Source organism: Pseudomonas sp. FP2294, from assembly GCF_030687625.1.
Taxonomy (GTDB): Bacteria; Pseudomonadota; Gammaproteobacteria; order Pseudomonadales; family Pseudomonadaceae; genus Aquipseudomonas; species Aquipseudomonas shahriarae.
Window position 1 is genome coordinate 3,814,546 of the sequence record NZ_CP117441.1, and the last position, 19,748, is coordinate 3,834,293.

Sequence of the window (19,748 nt, forward strand, 5' to 3'; positions counted from 1 at the left end):
GGAAGTGCAACACCGGGCGGCGGGGCAACGATTGCCATCAGCTTTATAGTCCGTTCAATCGTCACGGATATTAATATTCAGGCCGCGTATACGCGGCCTGATATTTCTCACCCTGCGGCTGGCTAAACCGTCAGACTTACACCTCCAATAGCCACAGTCACAAGTTTCTTGCTCCGCCCAATAGTGAGTGCTGCTTTAGTATCAAAGCCCGCCTGCGCGGTATCCGAGAAGAAGTGATAGCCACCCCTCCATTTGTAACTCTCTCCGGCTGCCAGATTCGCGCTAGCCGCAGCCACGATAGCGTTGTAGAACTTCGCACGCCCTACCCCGCCCCCACGGATAAATGACGCATCTGGCGAAACATAGCGCCCGTCCCCCGCTTCATAGCTACGGTCAACCCAGCAGGCCATAGTCCCGTTAGACGACTTCATCAGCAGTAGCCATGCCTTCGGGTATGCAGTTCTTGCACCGCTCAGAACGGAAGGATCGAGTGCGGTACGCGCTGGAAATTCGGAATCGGCCAGCATCTGCGTGGTGTTGAATCCTCCAAAGTACGCCTGAGGCCCATTGTCTACAGATACATTAACCGGCTCCAGGGCAGTAATGTTGGCGTAAATCTCCATGCCGGCACCCGACATATCCAGCGAGAAAGCTTGCTGCAACACATAGCGGTTGAGGCTGATCGTGTTGTAGGCGAACAACTCGTTGATGATCATGCATTGAACGCTTCCCGCATAACCCGAAGCCGTCTTATCGAGTAGCTGGCCATCAATGTAAACCGTGTACAGGGTGTTTCGAGCTGTAGGCACCCCGCCAGCGTTGCCATCGCTGCCGTGGGCGCCGCCAGTGTAGTAGCGAGGCGCACTGTCACCACCGCTCACAGCCTCAACAATCATTGGCGGCAAGTAATCCGTCTCTGTATCGCTGAGCAACGCCCAAGCCGCCAAAGACAGATCGGCGACCTTAGGCGCCCGATCAATCCTAGTGAGGTTTGGAAGCCCATTCATAGCTACAGGACGGACAGTGACACGGTACGCGTAATCTCCAGATACGTAGGCGTACGTAAGCACTTTAGTGGTCTGGTTGTAGGTGTAATAGACACCGTTCTTCTGCGCTTCGCCTGTGGCGCCAGATGTAGCTGTTCGCTTGTAGCGGCTTTCGTCGATAATCCAGTTACGCCCAGGGAACCCTGCGTTTACTGAGGCGAAAGCAGAACCATCGGCCGGAATTTTCGCGCCATCCAGCGTGATTTTCACTACGACTGTGGGCTTTGCTGTGGTCTCAAAAGTCAGCGTTTGCGGCCCGCCAGTTCGACTTACCACACCAACAATGGTCGGGAAGTTCTGAATGTTGGAAGCCACCCCGCTGGCCTCGTAGGTTGCCTTGTCGAACTCTTCAATGCGAAACCCGAGGGATGCTTTACTTGCATCCACCGGCACTACTGCCGTGGATGCTATGTAGGAAACCCGATAAAGCTTTCCGGCTTCTGCGCCGAAAATTTCAATATCAAGGAACAGGTCGCGAAATGGCTGATAGTCCGCCGATATGACGCCGGCGCGAGGCAGGACAGCATTAAGCGGGAACACTTTCCGGGAATTTACAGAAAGGGTGTCTACTTGCGGCGACTTATATTCAGAGGCATAGCTGTAGCAGCTGGTGTCAATAATCCACGACCAAGCAGGGAAGGTTGATCCGGAATTTGAATTCACAGCGGTCCCTGCAGGCGGCAGCCCAGAAGGATCCACCGTAATGACAAACTGCATTTCCAAGCGATTCTTGGGAATAATGACGACGGTCTGTATACCGCCCGTCCTTGTGAATTGTGGCTGCACATCACCAAGTTCAACCAGGGCCTCGTTTTCTCCCGTGGTAGGGAACGTTGCAGCATCAAACTTTCTGATAATCCAGTTGAAGTTATTTTCCCCCAGATAGGGGCTTTCGTTTGCCTGCCAAGCAATTTGGTAGTACTCACCAGGTCTAGCATTAACAACGCACACACTTAGAATGCTGTTGCTCCAGTATGGATTTTCCGCAGAGGTGGTACCTGCACGCGTCATTTGCCGGAATGGGTAGGCTTTTCCTTTCTCAATCGTCAGTCCATCTATCTGGGCGCTTGGGTACCGCTTTTGCTCTACCGCCACGCCTCCCACATCACGATAAAGAATCAAATATTCTGCTGAGTCTGGCGACACAACGCTGAAATACCCGTCTGCTGGTGTAGCAGCCAGGCCTGCCGCGACATCTGGATAAACGCTTGCAGAAGTTTGAGCCGAATCAGCAGCAGTTTGCGCAGCCGTAGAGGACGCCGACGCCTGCGCCGCCGACGCCGCGGAGCTGACAGCAGATGTACCGGCAGTGGCGGCGGCCTGCTCCGCGAGCGTGACAGCCTCATCAACATCGCCGAATTTTTCCGCAATGGCCTCTGCCTCTGCCGCGCTCTGCACCGCGATATCTCGAGCATCAAATAGCTGCTCTACCAGTTCATCTCCAGTTCCCGTGCCGTCTACTGGAACCTTCACAGACCGGTCAACCTGCTCCTGGATTTGTTGGGAAATCATTACTTGTTTGTCGAATACATCTTCATGCACTTCCGCCAAAAACTTACCCTGATTTCGAAGGCTAGTATCTTGGGTAATTTTCAGTTCACGCGAAACCCGAAGAACCTTACCTGTCGGCGGAGCGATGGAGGTTGTTACTGAGCCACCAGACTCCCCACCAGCACCTTGGACGGTAAAGTCAGAATTCAAGACAAGCGTTTCGGTCTCGCGCGTTGCCCTATCAATCAAAAGCACAACCAGATCGCGCCCATCAAAGAACTTAAAATTGAACGGATGAACAGTAGTAATCCCGTTCCCATCGAAGGTCGCTACGTTGTTACTTGTTTGAACTGTCACGGTCGTGACTCCTTTTCTCAGGACGAAAAAAAGCCCGCTCAGTGGCGGGCTTCGGGGTGGGTTGCTGCGGGCTTACTTTTTCGGGGCCCCGTGCAACAGGGCTTTAATGAACTCGGCGGCGTCTTCAGGGGTTTCCTCGCCCACGGCAACATTCCAGAGGTACGAACCCTGGCGGGTTAACGGTTTTGTCGGTACGCCCAGCAGATAGCCGCCGGCGGTGACAACAGACTTGGCTGCTGCACCTGCATCCTTATCGCCGGTAACCAATCCAGTGACCGCGCCAGCGGCCTGCCGCCCTGCGTTGATGGCCTGCCAAGCCGGCGATAGCGATCCGGCGTGACCACTGAGCGCTGAACCAATGGTGTCGCGTATCACCGGGAAGCCGGAAACGCCGAAGCCAAGCGTGCTTTTAGCCATCCATGCGGCGGTGTTCTCGTCTTCGTCAGGCCCTTTGCCGGTGAGCAGATCGCCCACCACGCCCTGGAAGAACGCCACGGCCAGCATTGCAGCGGCAGCACTGGCCACCGTGCGCGATCCCTGCTTGGCTTCGAAGGCCAGGTCGCGGTTCTGGTTGTAGTAGGCCGAAAACGGGGTATAGAACATTGTCAGCAGGCGCATGGCCGCGCCCTGGTCCTTGCGCTGGATAGCAGCAATATCCATTGCCCCGGTGCCGCCCTGAGATAGGCGCACCGCGTTGTCGCCATCGAGCGCGGCGGCGGCCGCCTCTTTGCCGGCAGCAAGCCCTTCGCGATAGCTGGCCATCCAGATTGCGCCGGAAATGCCGCGATCCAGGTAGCCCAGCAGGTTGAACGAGAACCGCACTAGGTCATCACGCTTGCGGAAAAATGCGTTCTTGCCGATCAGGTCAGCCATGCTTGAAGCCAGTCGGCCGTCCTCCATGTCCCAACGAAGGCGCATTGCCGGCGATGCATCGGTGATCATGCGGTACGTCTCGACGGGCGACCGGATGCCATCGAGCAGACTTTGAGCCAACAGCTTCGGCTTGACGTACAGCAGGCCCGGGATCAGGCCACCGACCTGCGCCAGCAAGGTGGTGCTGGAAAGGCCCAGGCCCACGATGGACGTGTTTGTCCTGGCTGCGTCCAGGAACCGGTTGAAGTTGCCGGTTTCCGGTGGGTTCCGGTCGTTGGCTATGGCCTTCAACCACGGCAGGAACGAATCCGCGCCGCGCGGGCCGAGCTTTTCGAGCAGCACCGCCCTGATTTGGGGGTCTTTGGTCAGCCGATGGGCATCCTGCAGAGCCTCGCGGTGCGTCAGGTCGTGGACGTGCTGGGCCAGGCGCTGGGGAATGGCGCTCAAATCCAGCAGCAACGGCCCGCTGGCGTTGTCGTTACGCTGATTGGTGAACCCGTTGGACGGTAGCGCCCCCTCGAAACCCTCGTTGAACAGCTCGCCACCCACTGCCGCCGGCGGCGCCCCTGCCCGCTTGCGGTCGTACATGATCGGGAAGTAACCCCCGCGATATTCGCCGAAGGCAGTGCTTACCGGTTTGGGCTCAATGCGTGGCGGCGCTACACCGGACAGCCGTTTGTACATGGCGGCAATATCTGGCCAGAGGGTATCGAAGGAATCCCACACCGACTGCACCAGGTCCCAGTCCTGTTTATCCAGGCGGCCCAGCATGTCAGCCAGGGCAGCGTCATTCAGCTTGTTGCCCTTGAGCAGCTTGGTACGGTTCGACTCGTTGCCGGTGTTGAGCGCGTGCATCAAGATTTCACGGCGGTTGAACGACTTCCCAGCGCTGGCTATATAGAAGCGGTCGGCCAGACGCTTGGAATCCATGCCGGCGAAGCGCTCAACAATGGATCGAATGCCATTTTTGAACAGCGTGCGTTCATTGGCCTGGGCCTCGGCCAGCGGATTCCACACCAGCGCATGCCATGGGCCGCTGGTGTTCCTGCCATCCAGGCGGTTGATCACGTTTTCCATGCGGGTCAGTGAGGCATCAAGCCCGGCCAGCGCACCAAATGCCTTGTCGGCGGTGGTCTCGCTGCTTTCCGAGGTCGCCACCTTGCGGGCATCGACTGGCACGTTGTCATTGAGGGAGCGGATCAGATCAATGCGGGCCTGCTCGTAGTCCCGCTTGTACTTGCTGTTCAACAGTTTGTTTTTCAGCTTGGCCAGGTGTTCGATGTTCACCACCGCATCACGCACGCCGTTCAGTTCCTCAAAGGTCAGATCCCGATAGTTGACCCTGGCGCTTTGCTCAATCAGGTGTTGCGGCACGGTGACCACGTTGCCGGCGGCTTCCTGCTCGGCGACAAACTGGGCCAGGCTACGGCGGCGCTCCACCTGCGGGCCACTGACCCTGCGGAACTCGTACTGGTCGAGCAGGCCCTCGATCTGCTCCAGGTAGCTGGCGCCAGCCTTCCCGATTCGCTCCCGGGTCGATGGCTTTTCAAAGCGGCGCATGAACGTGTAGATCTTTTCTTCTTCCTTGCGGGCGGCGGTGGCTGCCCGGTAAAGGTAGTGGTTCAACAGCTCGCGCTGCTTGGCCTCTGCGGCCTCCTGCCAGCGGTTTTTGGTCGCGAAGTTGAAGGCGTCACGGTTGGCCTTGCGCTCGGCGTTCAGGTACAGGTGTGGCTGGATATCGCGCACGGTCTTGTCGGCGATCACCTGGGTGGCGACTTCGCGAATGTCCTTCAATGACGGGATGGCGCTGTAGGCGTCATTACGCAGGGCACGGGAATCGCCATCCTGAGCCCGCTGGACTTTCTCCACCTGGCGGCGCAAGCGATCAATGGCGCGCAGCTCTTCCCGAACCACCTGGGCCCGGTCATCGTTGTGCACTGCATCAATTGCACGATCAGCCAGCGAGCCGTCGTTGAGCATGTCGCCGTACTCGGCGCGCATCCGTGCATCGGTTTCGGCCTGGATCAGTTCCTTGCGCCCACGGGCGCCCACCAGGGCTTGCACCATTTCATCGCCGGACGTGTAGCCGAACTGCTCGGCCACCAGGTCCGGGTGGATCCCTTCATCGCCGGTCATGCCGCGCAGGCGGGAAACTACCGGCTTGCCATACCGCTCCACCAGCGGGCCTCGGGCCAGCTTTACCGGATCGCCGACCGTGCCATCTGTTTGCAGCCCTTTGCGCAGCAGATCCTGTACACGGTAAACCGGCTGGGCCTCGACTTCCTTGGTCACGGCTTCTTGCATCACGCCGCGCGCGTCCTTCCACCACTTCTGTTGCTCGCGGGTCAGTTCGTGCAGCGCCTCGGCGGTCAACTGTTCCTCGGCGGCCTTGCCGGCCTTATCGGCGGTAGCACGGTAGGCGTCGAACTCGGCCGGCGACATACCGGCGGCCTGGGCATCGGTGAATAGGTTGCGGTACGGCGCCTGGGCGACAGCGATTTCATCGTCGGTGGCCAGCAGGCGATCAAACACGCGGCGCACTTCGTCATTGAGCTGAACATTGAGGCGGCTTGCATCCCGGTAAATCTGCGTCAGCCAGGCCTTGAACCGGGAAAACGCCGATTGCAGTGCAGCGCTGGGCGCCTTGCCTTCGCGCAAATACGCTTCAAAGCCACGGGCAAACTGTTCGTGCTGATCAACCTTGATTGCCGATCGATCGTTCACACCAAACCAGTCGAGGATTGTTTGATAGTCCTGTTTGACCTGGTCGGGCACGTCAGTCCGTGCAGCAAGATCGCCCATGACTTCAAGATAGAAGTGCCCGGTTTCATGCAGGAAGGTGGAAAGGTTGGCCTTGTCGGTCAGCTTGATGTTGAACTTGCGGTCATCGCCGAACTGGATGAACCCGCGCGCGCCATCCTCTGCCTGGTCAAAGCGCACAGCGTCATCACCAAGCAATGCCTTGCGGACGGCCGCGTTGTCCATCGCGCCCAGGTCCAGTCCTGACTGATCAATAGCACGCTGCAACTCGTCCAGGGTTGTACGGGTATCCAGCTGTTCCTGATTGATGTTGCCGGGAGCTGACTGGCGCTGACCGCGCAGTTCCTTGTCGAGCGAAGCCAGCAGCATGTCAGGCGTGGCGCTCATCACGTTGCCCAGATAACCGGCCTCTGCTGCCTGTGCGGCCATATCGTCAAGGCTGCGCCCGCCCTTCCTGGCAATACGGTTGAAACCACGGCGCCCAACATCGGCGTCGCGGGCCGCCAGCTCGCCGCCTTCGTCATTAATGCCGCCGCGCTCGCGAATGAAGTCGATCAGCGACGGGCCATTGATCGTTGCGTCGTCTGGAATGTCGCCCATGCGCAGGCGATCCAGCAGCAAATCCAACTGGTCAGCACTCGCCGGACTGCGCAGCACCTCGGGAATATCGCGACCTACGCGCAACTGGTACTGGTTGAACAGCTCGAAAGGATCAACCCCGGAGCGTTCGCCCAGGGCGCGGAAAGCCGACTGATATAGCGATGCCTCGCGGTCTGCGGTCTGCGCCTCACGACCAATACCCAGCAACTGCCCGCGCACGTCCTCAAACACCCGGCGATCAGACGCCGCCACGGTGTCCTGTTCTACCCGGTCGCGCAGGCGGTCCAGTTCTTCCGGTACCCGCTGTTGGAATTCGGCCAGCTCGCGCAGGGTCATTGCGTCCGGCGTTGCGCGCATGTCCTGTTCCAGCCCCCGGTGGTGACCATCCTTTGCGATGACCGAGGCCCACTTTTCCAGCGGGATCGAGATATCGCCGCCCAAGGTCAAGGCCTCGCCCAGGGCGCCAGCATTGCCGGTGGCCGCCGTGGCGAACTGTTCAGGGTCTAAGTTGTTCTCCTGGAAGTAGCGCATGAACTGTTCGGCCGGTACCAAGATGTTTTCCACAGTGCCGCCGGCCTGCTCTTTCAGGCGCGCGATCAGCGCTTCAGCACGGGCCGGGGAGCGCTTGAACATCTTGGAGTTCTCGGCCATGTCGCCCAAGCGCTGCACGGCAGACAGGTCCTGTTCGATCTGCCAGTAGCGTCGGCCCGAACTGGCGCTGGCCATGGCCACGTCAAGCGGCGCAGTGGCCAGGCCCAAGGCGGCATTGAGGAACATTTCGCCACCGGTCGCTTCTTCGCCAACGGCGGCGGCACCAGCGAGCGCGCCACCAGCACCACCAGCAGCCTGGGCCGTGCCCTCGACGGCGATATTGCCCAGCTTTCCGCCAATGCCACGGCCAGCAAACGGAATGGGCAGCATGCCGCCCAGGGCGTTTACGGCGGCTTCTGCCACGGTGCGCTTGAGGCTGTAGGCGTAGGACTGATCGATATCGCCCGTTTTCTTGTAGCCCTCGGCCAGGTTTTCACCTGCACCACCAGCAATGCCGGCGCCGAAGTTCACACCACCAACCACGATTGCTTTTTCAGCTGCCCGCTGGGCAAAGGTGCTGGCCAGGCGACTGACCGCAAAGTTCTTCACCGGCTGGGCGGCAATGCCACCAGCGCCGCCGCCCACCAACAGGCTTGGCAACGCTTCGGTCAAAGCGCTGCCGATCAGCCCAGGGTTGCGCAAGGCATACATGCCGGTATCTGCCGCCGCACTGCCAAAGCCTGCACCGCCGGCCCGGGCCTGGTCGAACACCTGGCCCGCGAAGGCGATACGCTGGTCACGCGGCATGGCCATGTAGCCCTCCACGGCGCTGACCACGTTGTTTTCGCTTTGCCCGGTGTAGTTCGGTTCATCCGTGCCATTGCGATCAAGGGCGCTTTGCGGGGCCAGCATGTTGACGAAGAAGCCGCCGACCGACGAAAGCGAGCGGTCAAGCAGGTTGGCGGCAGCCTCGCCCACCAACCCGATCTGGCCAATACCACGGGACAGCGCGTCACCAGTACCCGTTGAGTGCTGCTGCCCCGATTCCTTGACGAAGCTGTCAAAGGCCCCCTCAACATTCGACAGCGCGTCGATATCGTCATGCGCCACGCCAGCATTGTTCGGGTCGGTCAAAAACTTGTTGGTGACCGGGGCGCGACTCAGCAAGGCGTCATAGTCCACAGCGTCCAGCTTGGCCTTGCGCTCAATCTCCGGCCGGTTGCGCGATACCATTTCCGGCGGCAGCCCGGTCAGTTCAGCCAGGCGCTGGATATTGGCCTGCTCGTCCGGGTTGGTGTCGGCGACATAGCTCAAGGCGGTGCGTGGGTTTGGCAGATCACGCCGGCGCTGAATCGCTGCGTCATATTTGTTGGGCTCGGCGGCGCCCTGCTCGCCGCTACCGGAGAGCAATTCGTCGTAACGACTCATTGGTTTGCCTCATTGAAAAGACGAAGAATGTCGGCGTCATTGGGCTTCTGGCCGTGGCGCTTCATGGCCTCGACAATCTGCTGGTGCTCATCTGGCGGGATCTGCTTGATATCCCGGACGATTACCTGGTCACCGTCCTGGCGTTCAAATGCACGCCTCTGCGTGGAGAACATGCCAAGGAACCCGGAGCCGGGTACTTCACCCTGGATGAATGCCCGGTCAACGACCTTCTGCACCTGGTCGGGCGTGGCCTTCTTGCCCTGATCCTGCTCCAGGGCGCGGATCTGCGTATCGACGTAGCGGCGTGCGGCGGCCACTGCCTTGGCGTCTGACTTGCCGGCCTTGGCGCTCGCATCGATGCCGGCCACGCGCAACGCTTCCTTGAAGATCGTGTCATTGCTACCAATGGATGCCGTGGATTCGGCGCCCTTCTCGCGGCGATCCTGCTGGAGCTTGGTCAGTTCCTGGAAGTCGGTGTCGGACAGCTTGCCGCGCATACCCAGCAGGTTCAGTTCCTCGCCACCTACGATCAGGTCGCGGGCGCGGTAGTAGACCTCCTGGTCAGTTGGCCGACCTGGCCTGTACTCCATGATCTGCTTGCGGCCAGCGGCGGGAAGCGCGGCCCAGGTAGCGGCCGGGATCGAATCCCAGCTATTGCCCTGCAGCACCACATCCCATGCCGATTCAAGGTTCTGGGCGTCCTGCTGCTTGCGCTGCTCGGCCTGCCAGTCAATACGCTGCTTTGCCGCTTGCAGGGCAATAGACTTCTGATCAACCGTCAGGTCATCGCGGGAATCAATGGCCTGGGCCACTTCGCCAAAGCTCGGTTCCTGCGCCTGGACAGCCTTCCCCAGAACCTTCTGGGTGTATTCGCGGGTTTCCTTGAAGGGGATTCTGTCGAGGAATTCAGCCTGGCTGATTTCGCCGGTACGCGGGTCGCCCAGCTTGAGCTTGTCCGCGTTCTTGCCCGTGGCATTGGTGCCGTTGATCCAGTCGTTAACCATGCCAGGGCCTGCGTTGTACGCGGCCACAGCCAGAGCCGGCGACTTGAAGTCGTTGGTCAGCTTCTGGAAATAGGCCTGGCCCAGTTGCCGGTTGTATTCCGGGTCATTGCGAAAACGGATTTCATCCCACTCAACGCCGGCCAGCTTGGCAGCCTCGGGCCCGGTGCTGGGCATAATCTGGGCGGCACCGATAGCCCCGCGACTGGAGGTCATCGGCTGGCCGCTGCGGTCAAATTGCTTGCCACCGCTTTCGGCCTGCAGGATCGAGGCGAACAGACGGTTGTCAGGGCTGCTCACAGCCTCGACAGCCTTGGAGCCGACGCTAACGCCCACCTGGCGGTCAATCAACGGCTTGAGCATTTCGGCGGCCTTGATCTGTGCATCGGCGGTCATGTTGATGGCGTTGCTGGTGAAGTACTCGCGGGCCTTCATCGGGTCGCGCGCGGCCAGTTGTTCAATGACTGCGGCGTTCAGCCGGGTATTTGCCTCCAGGCGTTTCTGTTCTGCCAGTTCAGCAGGAAGCCCCTTGCGCTGCGCCTCAGACCCTTCAACGATATTCATCTTGGCTTGGTAGTACGCCAACTGCTGCGGGTCGTTGGCGTACAGCGCGGCGCCCTGGATAGCGCTTTTGCGCTGACCCTCGGCGGTGTCGTCGTAATGCTGCTCGCGCTGGGTGAACTCGTACCGGTTCAGCTCGTTGGAAAGCGAGTTGCGGCGGCCTGCAACGATCTGTGCGTACCGGGCCTTCTGCTGTTCGCTGGTCAGCGTTTCGGCGATCTTGGCCTGGGCGTCTTCAAACTGGGCCAACGTCTGATTGGTGATATCCAGCGCCTGCCCACCCTTGCGGGTGTAGACACCGCCCTCAGGGTTGAACATGGTGTTCTGCTGCCACTCGGTCAGCTTGCGATCAGCGTTCATGATCGACGCTGTGTCGGCTTGCTCGCGGGACTTGTCGGCCAGTATCTGCGCGCCCCGTTCGAAGCTCTGCAAGCCACGGGCAATCGAGGTGTTATCAGGCGCAACGCCCTGCAATTGAATGGGCCGGGTTGGCTGCTGCTGGACCTGCGCCGTGTCGTATGTCGGTACTCTTGGCATTACCTACCCCTTACGCAAGGCGCTGATTTGCATTTAAACGACTGGTACCGCCCGCCATTGCGGCCTGAGTACCCGCGCCAGTCCCGCCAAAGCCACCGCCGCCCGCGAACGAACCAAAGGCATTTCCCAGGCCGCCCAGGATTGAACCCATGGCAGCGGTATTGCCGTTTTTGACGGTTTGCTTGGCGTTGGTCCTGTCCTGCTGTGCCTGCACCCGGTAGCCGTAAGCCTCACGCGCCGCGTTGTTCTGGATCGTCAGGGCGTCCAGCTCGCCGAGCATGGCGGTATCGTCCTGGATCAGGGCGGAACTACCGCTGTTCACGTCGATACCGTTGGCGGCCTGCACGCTGCGTTGGGTGCCGACCATTTGCCCAGTGCGCACACGCTGCCAATCTGCCGAGGTATCGCCGGCGTTGATGGTCTCTTGGGCGGTTTGCTCTTTGAACATGGCGTTCTGTTTCAACATGCCCGATTCAAAGGCGGCATTCTGTTTCTGCCCCTGGGCCTGCATCATGCTGCCCGCCAGGCCTATGGCGACTGGTATCAATGCCATCCAGCACATGGGTTATTCCTCTCGATCCAAGGTAAAGGGGTAGAACGGCAGGCGCTTGGGCCCATACGGGACGGCCTCACCGAAGTCGAAGCCAAGCCACTTCAGCCAGCGAATGGCGGCGGTGTTGCGGGCATCGACATAATTGAATAGGTGCCGGTGGCGGGTCAGCATTCCCTGAACCTCTGGCTTGCAGACCTTCAGGAAGGCGCGGGCGTGATGCTCGACGTGGATGGTGCTGATCAGCCAGGGCACTCCGACAGAGCCAAGAAGGCTGTGCACGGCGTCACCAAACACCGCGACTATCTGGCCATCCACTACGATCTTCCGGGCGTTCAGGCTGCCGGCGATGCCGTCGACCAGCTCACTTTCCAGCGACACGCCCAGGCCCTCGACGATTTCGTCAATGTCGGCCTGGCGTACGTCGCGCAGAATGGCGGCGATATCCTCAGGCTCAATGGGCAAAACATCAGCGGCCACCAATGGTCACCTCCGGAATCACCGCCAGCACGGACAGCGGGAGCGGGTCAGCCTGGCGGATGAACACCCGGCCCTTGTTCTGCCAGTTGTTAGGGATGGTGATTTGTGCCTGGCCGGTGAGCAGCTCAATAGGTGGCTCGTACTCGTAGCGGTTGGTCTTGGCTTCGTACAGCTGGTTTTTGTTCGTACCAGCGAGAATTCCCCGCGATTCCTCGACCACCACCGTCAGCGACGTGACAGCAATCTTCTTGTCCTGGACCGTTTCATTGGCGTTTTTAAGCTCAAGGTCGAGGGTTTCCATATCGGAGAAGTACTGAAGGCCGACATGAGCAATGCCCGCGGCTTCCTGCAACGCAACCGATCCGCCGGTGACAACGCGCTGCGGATGCACGCTGCCGTCAGTCAGGATGGAAACGGTCTTGCCTTCCAGGTGGCCCAGGCCCGATAGGGTTTTGACCTGGCGGGCCCACGTCGAAACAGCCGTACCGCGCAACGATTCCGGGCAGATAACCAACAGCTTGACGGTAACCACGCTTGTGCTGGTGTAGCCCACCACTTCAACCCGGACAATCTCGGTCACTGGGTCGCCGTTTTCGTCCATGGTCTCGCGCTTGAGCGAGTAGTCGAAGCCAATGCTGCCGGCGGTGAACGGCGCGTGCCCAACGGCTGTCATGGTCACCACCTCGGGAAATTGCCAGGTGCTGCCGCCGGAAAGGGTGAAGGTCTTGGCGATATCCGTGTTGCGCCCGTCATAGGTCAGGCCGCAATCAACAAAGAAAGCATCCTCAATGCTGGTGATCTGGCGGGACGCCATGCGTTCGATATAGCGCTTCTGCACGCCGTTGACGGTGCGACGGACCACCATGTAAAGCGCGTCCTCCTGCCCCTCTGGAACGCAGGCGATGGACTCGACAAAGCCGTCAGTATCGTGCCAGTGCCAGCCCACCAGCTGCTGTTCCGGCAGATAGGTCAGGCCCAACAAGATCCCGTCATCACGCACATACCAGACGATGGAGTCAGGAATTTTCTGATACGCAACGTTAGTCAGCTCCCGGCCCCGGAACAGGTGGGCGCTGAACAAGGTCAGGTCATCGGCGGCGAACCCGTCGGCATTGAGCGAGTAACCGAATGACGACACCCGGCTACCCCTGGCCTGCACGTACACCGAGCTGTTGCCCACCACCACGGGCGGAACAATGGCAGACCCGTCATAGCCTTCCTGGCTCGCCTGCACGGTCTTTGCGGTCAACCCTGTGTCGGCACCGGAGAATGTCCACTCCCCGCCAGACGTAAGCCCTAGCAGCTTGCGCAGGCCCAGCAGGTGACGCATCCGGTTCACCTCCCTGCTGGCAATAGTGAACGTTATGGCGTCATCGTCCTTGTTTGGGGTCGAGAAGCTGAAGTTTTTAAACAGCCCGGTCTTGCTCATCCAGACGGTTTGGGGGCTCAGGTCGCTACCGGCGAACACCAGGCGCTGCTGGTAATAGCCCACAGCGCCCGGGTAGTTGCCGGCTCCCACGAATGGGTCATTGCCATTGGGCGGAGTATCAGTCTTGACGGCGGTGATGTTGTTGTCGGTGAACGTGAGGGCCGTAGCGCGACCGATAAACCCGTAGATTCCCGCACCGGCGTTGTCCTTGTAGACGATGTAATAGGTAGCCCCGGTGACTGCTGGCCAGGTGATCGTGGCGATTGCCGTATCTGCAAAGCTGGTAACGCTGTTTGAAGTTGCAGGCAGTGACTCGTCCAGGGTGTTGCCGTCATCGAGAACAGCTGTCACCTGATATCGCCAAGTCTGCTGAGTACCGGAACCACCAGCAGAAACAGCCGCTGCTGAAGCTGGTGCAGCAATGCGCGGGGCCAGGCTGATTTCCGCCGTGGTCCAGTTGTCGTGTGCCAGTCGGCTCAGTTCTCGGGGTTTGTAGCTGGGCTGCGCGAACGTCATCACGTCGGCGGACTGGGTGAAGTTCAACAGGTCCAGGTCGTTCTGGGTGTACGGCAACGCCAGCTCGAAAGGCTGACCAACGCTAGGGCCGGCGCTATACAGCACCTGGCCACCGTCCTTGATAACCCGCATGTTCAGGTCGCCGAACGCCAGCACGTAGGTCTGCACGTCGTTGAACTGGAACGGGATAAGGCGGCAACGCTTGGTCGAGTCTTTGACCTCACACACGAACTTTGTGCCCGCCCGGTTCCGCACGCCACCGTAGGGCATGACCATGAAGTTGCGGCAGAGCTTGAGCCCGGTGTAATAGCGGGCGATATCGGTACGGGCGCTGGCCGACGGCGATAGCTCGCCAGCCGCGAAGGTAGGCTGAGCAACGCTGCTCATGTTCTCACCGTGACGAATTCAGATTCAGGCTCTGGATCGGACTGAGACTCTTGGAAGGCCGAGCCCTCGGCCAGGGTCAGGGCCATTTGGTACTGCTGGGCGGCGAACTGCTGCAGGTCTGCCTTTGAGGTCAGCGGCAAGGCCAGATCCATGGCCAGACGCCAGGCCAGTGCCTCGACAAACAGTGCGTCGAAGAACGTTGAGTCTTCAACCTTGAAGGTGAAACGGCACACCGCCTCAGGCTGGTCGGTATGAATCACCCGCCCGCCGGCGTCGTAGCCAATTTGATATGGGATTTCCATGTCGCTGCTCAGTGCGCGACGAAACCCTGGCTGCACGATGTTGCGAATCTTTAGGCAGTCGGCCGGGTACCGATAACGGAACGCCCAGCCAGGCGCAGGGCTACCGAGGGAGGCCAGCGCAACAATTGATTCCGCGAATGGCCAGGGAAACTCTTGCAACACCAGCCCACGCAGATGTGGGTAAAGCACGCGGCACTGTTCAGCCTCTATGCTCCGCTCGGTAAACGAGGCAATCGCCTTGGTTACAACCACCCGCGACAGCGCAAGGTTGCAGATTTCGATATCGCTGGACATTCGGGAACCTCAGAAAAAGAAAAGGGCCCCGAAGGGCCCTGAGGGTTTGTTGCTGGGGGGTCAGGCGTCTGGCAGTGCGTTGCCGCTGGTGTTGTCGCCGTCAGTGTTTGGATTGCCGGCGGGGGCCGTAATCTCACCGCCAGCGTTCAGGCGAGCGGCTTCCGCTTCCGCGTCCTCCCGAGCACCAGTGAACTCGCCAACTCGCTCACCGGCCTTGTTGACGATGATGAAACGCCCGCCACCGTTGTGTTTGCTGGAGTACTCAGGGCCGTCAGTGTTGGGATTGCCAGCGGGGGCCGGCGCAGCCTTCTCCGCGCCAGCGATCTTCAGGTTGCTGCCCGGACTGTCGATTTCCAGCACCACGGTTTCACCTGGCTCATAGAGCCGGCCGTTGATAAACGACCGCTCCAGCACTTCATAGCGCTTAGACATTGGTCTGCACTCCGGCAACGATGCCAGCGGTTACCTTGCCCAGTGTTGGGGCGGTGCCGGTCACGGTGTAGTTGAGGCGCAGGAAACGTTCAGTCTTCTGCGGCAGTGTGATCACCGGGGTCTGGTAGCCCAGCTTCAGGTCGGCCAGCGGGACCACCACCGAATACAGCGACCGAGGTGTGCTGAACCCAGAGTTGTCATCGGTCTGTAGCTCGATGGTGAGGCTGGTCAGGGTGTTGAACGCTTCAACAACCTGGATGACCAGGGGAATGTCACCGGCGCGGCCTACGTCCTTGTTGTCGCCACGGTCGATAACGTCGGTCGAAGCTGCGGAGGCAGTGATTGCCTGGGCGTTCGACATGAGCAGCTTTACGTCGAAAAGCATGATGGTCTCTCCTGAATAGGGGAAAGCCACGCGGTCGTTAGACCACGCGGGCTTCGGTGTTGAGGATGGCGTCGATGCGCTTGATTGGGATGCCCAGGAACTCTGGGATCTTCTTGCCGCCGTACTCGCCCAGGGTGAGGTTGACGTTTTTGGAGTTCATCGCCTGTTTGTGCAACCACGACTGGATCGTGCGGTTGGCATAGATGATGGTCCGCCCCTCGCCCTGCTCCGGGTTGTCGATGCGATACAGAGCATCAATCATCAGATCGATGATGTTCGCACCGGTCGCGCCATCGCGGGTCAACTGGGTTACATCGATGTTCGCGATACGAGCGTTTGCACGCCAGTCACGAACGGACATTCCGATATCCCATTTGAAGTGATCGCGGTACGCCTCGAAATCACCACCGTTTTCGGCGCGGGCGGTTTGCTGGCCCAGGAACTTGTGCTGGAAGCCCGCCACGCTGCCTTTCGGATACAGCAGGTGGGTAGACATCTCGCCCCAGGTCACAAACCAGATGGAGGTGTTGGTGGAGCCAGTGCCGCCGGCATCGACGATGTTGGCGCCCGACTCTGCCGACTTATCGTTGTAGCGCGGTGCCAGGCCCAGGAACGCCTGAGGCTCTGCCTGGGTGTTGCCGTAGATCATGTAGCGGGCGGCCTTGTTGTTGAAGCCCTGCAACTTGGCCATGTTTTCGGAGGTGCGGAAAGCGTCGGCATTGCCACTGAGATCAGCCAGCGCCTTATCGACCAGGCCGTAGTCTTCCATCATGCCGGTGGTATCCAGCACTGGAACGGTGGTTGATTTGCTTGGCTGAATGCCCTGGTTGAACATGCGCCAGGTCGGCTCAGGGATGCCCGAGCGCATGGTGGTCTTGTGCTTGGAGCCGTCGTTGCACTCCTGGTACTCGGCGTCTTGAAGAATGTCGTTACGCTTGGCCATCAGCTCAACGATCTTCATGACCTTTTTCGTGCTGTCTTCCCTGCTGAACTTATCGATCAGGGTCGGCATGGTGGAGGTAAGGATGCCCATCTGTGTATCTCCTACGGTTTATGAATGCCTTAGCTGAAGGCGTCAACAATGGTCATTTCTTTCGGTGCATTGGCCTGGCTGCCAGGCAAGACGAACTTGTCTTCCGAGATAGCCGCGCTGATGCGGTGGCAGAACTTGAACAGCGCCGGGTGGTTGCCCAGCCCGGATTGATTCAGCAGCTCGGTCAATGCCGGGTCGCCGAAGGACTGAATGACCTTGATGGCGCTGGCTACGCTCTTTTCGTAGTTCTCGCCGCCAATTTCAGGGTCGTTCTTGATGGATGCGGCCCACTCCTGGGACTGCTTGACTACAGCGGCCTGGTATTCCTCGGCCTGCTTGGTCGCCAGTTGGGTTTGGAAGTCGATCAACTGCTGGGCCTTGGCCTGCGGGATGTTCAGTTCCTTGGCCAGGTTCTTGAATTCGCCCAGCACCTCGGCATCCATTTCCATGCCTTCGGGCAGGGTGAAGTCCTCGTAGGCCTCTGGGGCGCCGGCAGGTTTGTCCTTGTCGTCAGCGTCCTTGCCGTCTTCCTTGTCCTTGTCCTTGGCTGCGTCAGCTTCCTGCTGGATCTGGTCCGGGGTTTTGGTTGCGTCCGGCGCCGGTGCGTCTGCGGGAGCGGGCGGCGTCAATACAGAGCCTTCAGCCGCTGTGGCTGGGGCATCAGCTGCGGGAGCGGGAGCATCTGCACCACCGCCGCCACCGCCAGCATCAACCTCGCTCATGTACACGCGGCCAAGCAGCTTCATCATCAAAGGGCTCATTCATCTGTCTCCTGGGGTTGATCGTCAGCAGGCTGCTCAACGTTCTCGGCAGCCATGACGGCGTAAAGCTCGGGGGTCAGGTTGTTCACCTGGCTCAAAAGAAGAAGGCCAACATTGCGTTGGCCTTCGTTGAAGTTCGTGATTGCATCCGTGGGGCCTATTGAGCCCTGGAAAATTCGGCAACTGCCCATGGTTCGCCACATGAAACGGCGCCCTCGGCTATCACCCATCAGCCACTTGAAGTCGGCTATGTCCTGCAATTCCTGTTCGGTCGGCTTCTGGCCTGGCTGGTCGTCCATCACATAGCCCCCGCAAGCGCGGTCAGGGCGTTATCCCCGCCGGTGTCGGTCTGGCTCAACAGCTGGGCGCCCTGGATGGCGCTGCCGAGTTCCTGTTGCATCTGCTGGGCTTGCATCTGCTGGGAACGCTGCTCGCGGATCTGCGCGACCATGTCGTCAGCCCGCACCAGGGTCGGAGGCACGCCGATCAGTTCAAAGTACTGGCGCATGGCTTCGTCGGAGTCGAGCAGGTCCAGTGCCTCAGTGCTTTGGGTCACGTTGGCCACGGTGCCGGCGAACCCGATAGCGCGCTCAATGCTGGAGACGCCGATAGCCTTCTGGGCCTGGGCCAGGATGCTGGTGAACTCAATGCGCAAGTCCATGTTGGCCAGTTCTTTCGGCGGCGGCGGCAGCAGTGGTGCACCAGGCAACATGCCGGTCCAGCGCGGAATGGACTGTTCCAGCATCTGGTTGAAGTACATGTCCACCAGCGGATCAAGCAGATCGTCGGTCTGACGCTCGAGCACCGGGCCCAGCATCAGCAGCTTCTCTTCCTTACGGGTGGCAATCTCGTACGCGGTGCGCACGCTGTCCATCTGGCTGATCATCAGGAACAGGTCAACAAAGAACGCGGTGTCGATGATCGAGCTGTCGGCTTCAATCTCGCCACGCAGTTGGCCAAGCCAGGCCGGCTGAACCTCGTAAAGCGGGGCGAACTTGGCACCTACCTGCATATCGTTGAGGTAGGTGATGCTGCCCGGCAGGATCGAGGCGCGTTGATTCTTGAGGCTGACCGGCGCCCCCATTGGCGGGCGAACGCCCTTCTCCAACAGTTCGGCCTTGCGACGCTCCATCAACTGAATGGCCTTGGTGGTGCCAATGCACATTGAGCCCGGGCCAGTGCCATACACGTCCTCGCCCAGCACGTCCCAGCGCGGCGCCATGACCGGGAACACCTTGAACCCGGATTCACGCAACATCGAATCCTTGTCACCGCCCTTCTCCCAGTACACAGAGCGGAACGGCATATTGGTGTTGTCCTTGCGCCCCTTCTCGCGGGTGTCGTTGGGTTCGATGCCATGGCAAATGTCGATCCAGGCATCTGGCTTGCTGCTCAACAGGTTCCTGGACGCGGTGTCCATCTTGTCCTTGCCGAACTGCTGTTCCATCTGGCGCGCAGTCATGCGGAAGTCGCGATAGAGCGTGTCCACCTGGTTGCGGCTGTTGTTGGCCAGCATGTAGCTGCCCACGGCCAGCGGGTAGGAGCGCAGCAAGTCGCTGTCGTCCGGCATCACCACCATGGGCGCAGTGCCGAATATGCCTTCTTCGCTGTAACGGTTGGGCAGAACGCTGTACAGGTTCGACCTGGCCATGACTTCGCGCATGGCAGTTTCAGCAGAAAACAGCCAGGCCTTGACCGGGGCGTAATTCATAAGGCCAGGGTCAGGCGTGCCGAACTTCACCCAGGGCGACGACGGGTTGGTCATGCCGGTATGCATCCCGGCGCCCAGCGTGCGGGCCGCAAACGTGGCCTGCGGGTTGATGATCTTCTGATCGCGGCGCTTGCCGTCGTTGGTGTCGGTATTGTTCCAGCGGCCAGAGCGCGGGCTGATGAAGTCGCCCAGTTCCTTCCACTCAGGCAGCCAGTTGCTGTCGCGCTCGCTCTTGAGAGCGGTGTAGCGCTTCTCGCAGCGTTCGCGCAGGGAGTCGGCCAAG

13 protein-coding genes are annotated in these 19,748 nt (G+C 60.1%); all 13 read right to left on the reverse strand.

Annotated elements, in window-relative coordinates; all coding sequences use genetic code 11:
- Positions 1-122 precede the first annotated feature (122 nt).
- Positions 123-2,894, reverse strand: coding sequence for a hypothetical protein (locus tag PSH73_RS16810; protein ID WP_305460969.1), 2,772 nt, complete (start codon positions 2,892-2,894; stop codon positions 123-125).
- A gap of 72 nt (positions 2,895-2,966) precedes the next feature.
- Positions 2,967-9,086 carry a hypothetical protein gene (locus tag PSH73_RS16815; RefSeq protein ID WP_305460971.1) on the reverse strand — a complete coding sequence of 2,040 codons (6,120 nt, stop codon included), beginning with the start codon at positions 9,084-9,086 and terminating at the stop codon, positions 2,967-2,969.
- Positions 9,083-11,185, reverse strand: coding sequence for a transglycosylase SLT domain-containing protein (locus tag PSH73_RS16820; protein ID WP_305460972.1), 2,103 nt, complete (start codon positions 11,183-11,185; stop codon positions 9,083-9,085). Before PSH73_RS16820 ends, PSH73_RS16815 begins: the two co-directional genes overlap by 4 nt.
- Before the next feature lie 10 nt (positions 11,186-11,195).
- The gene (locus PSH73_RS16825; protein WP_305460974.1) at positions 11,196-11,738 is read right to left on the reverse strand and encodes a hypothetical protein; all 543 of its coding nucleotides are present in this window, start codon (positions 11,736-11,738) and stop codon (positions 11,196-11,198) included.
- A 12-nt stretch (positions 11,739-11,750) separates the two neighbouring features.
- Positions 11,751-12,215, reverse strand: coding sequence for a hypothetical protein (locus PSH73_RS16830; RefSeq protein WP_305460976.1), 465 nt, complete (start codon positions 12,213-12,215; stop codon positions 11,751-11,753).
- On the reverse strand, positions 12,205-14,547 hold the full coding sequence (locus tag PSH73_RS16835) for a hypothetical protein (protein ID WP_305460978.1): 2,343 nt from the start codon (positions 14,545-14,547) through the stop codon (positions 12,205-12,207). Before PSH73_RS16835 ends, PSH73_RS16830 begins: the two co-directional genes overlap by 11 nt.
- Positions 14,544-15,143, reverse strand: a complete 600-nt coding sequence (locus tag PSH73_RS16840; RefSeq protein WP_305460979.1) for a hypothetical protein — start codon at positions 15,141-15,143, stop codon at positions 14,544-14,546. The genes PSH73_RS16835 and PSH73_RS16840 overlap by 4 nt, the downstream gene beginning before the upstream one ends.
- A gap of 60 nt (positions 15,144-15,203) precedes the next feature.
- A complete protein-coding gene (locus PSH73_RS16845) occupies positions 15,204-15,575 on the reverse strand; it encodes a hypothetical protein (RefSeq protein ID WP_305460981.1) in 372 nt (123 codons plus the stop codon).
- Positions 15,568-15,960, reverse strand: a complete 393-nt coding sequence (locus PSH73_RS16850) for a Bbp16 family capsid cement protein (protein ID WP_305460983.1) — start codon at positions 15,958-15,960, stop codon at positions 15,568-15,570. The genes PSH73_RS16845 and PSH73_RS16850 overlap by 8 nt, the downstream gene beginning before the upstream one ends.
- 37 nt (positions 15,961-15,997) lie before the next feature.
- Entirely contained in the window at positions 15,998-16,993 is a 996-nt protein-coding gene (locus tag PSH73_RS16855) for a major capsid protein (RefSeq protein WP_120732075.1), read from the reverse strand.
- A gap of 29 nt (positions 16,994-17,022) precedes the next feature.
- Positions 17,023-17,754, reverse strand: coding sequence for a hypothetical protein (locus PSH73_RS16860; protein ID WP_305460985.1), 732 nt, complete (start codon positions 17,752-17,754; stop codon positions 17,023-17,025).
- Positions 17,751-18,053, reverse strand: a complete 303-nt coding sequence (locus PSH73_RS16865; protein ID WP_305460987.1) for a hypothetical protein — start codon at positions 18,051-18,053, stop codon at positions 17,751-17,753. Before PSH73_RS16865 ends, PSH73_RS16860 begins: the two co-directional genes overlap by 4 nt.
- On the reverse strand, positions 18,053-19,747 hold the full coding sequence (locus PSH73_RS16870; RefSeq protein ID WP_162947710.1) for a portal protein: 1,695 nt from the start codon (positions 19,745-19,747) through the stop codon (positions 18,053-18,055). Before PSH73_RS16870 ends, PSH73_RS16865 begins: the two co-directional genes overlap by 1 nt.
- Position 19,748: the final 1 nt, after the last annotated feature.

Excerpts from the sequence above, each read along its gene's own strand:
- PSH73_RS16815 (WP_305460971.1), bottom strand. The coding sequence starts at position 9,086 with ATGAGTCGTTACGACGAATTGCTCTCCGGTAGCGGCGAGCAGGGCGCC.
- PSH73_RS16820 (WP_305460972.1), bottom strand. The coding sequence starts at position 11,185 with ATGCCAAGAGTACCGACATACGACACGGCGCAGGTCCAGCAGCAGCCA.
- PSH73_RS16825 (WP_305460974.1), bottom strand. The coding sequence starts at position 11,738 with ATGGCATTGATACCAGTCGCCATAGGCCTGGCGGGCAGCATGATGCAG.
- PSH73_RS16835 (WP_305460978.1), bottom strand. The coding sequence starts at position 14,547 with ATGAGCAGCGTTGCTCAGCCTACCTTCGCGGCTGGCGAGCTATCGCCG.
- PSH73_RS16840 (WP_305460979.1), bottom strand. The coding sequence starts at position 15,143 with ATGTCCAGCGATATCGAAATCTGCAACCTTGCGCTGTCGCGGGTGGTT.
- PSH73_RS16845 (WP_305460981.1), bottom strand. The coding sequence starts at position 15,575 with ATGTCTAAGCGCTATGAAGTGCTGGAGCGGTCGTTTATCAACGGCCGG.
- PSH73_RS16850 (WP_305460983.1), bottom strand. The coding sequence starts at position 15,960 with ATGCTTTTCGACGTAAAGCTGCTCATGTCGAACGCCCAGGCAATCACT.
- PSH73_RS16855 (WP_120732075.1), bottom strand. The coding sequence starts at position 16,993 with ATGGGCATCCTTACCTCCACCATGCCGACCCTGATCGATAAGTTCAGC.
- PSH73_RS16860 (WP_305460985.1), bottom strand. The coding sequence starts at position 17,754 with ATGAGCCCTTTGATGATGAAGCTGCTTGGCCGCGTGTACATGAGCGAG.
- PSH73_RS16865 (WP_305460987.1), bottom strand. The coding sequence starts at position 18,053 with ATGGACGACCAGCCAGGCCAGAAGCCGACCGAACAGGAATTGCAGGAC.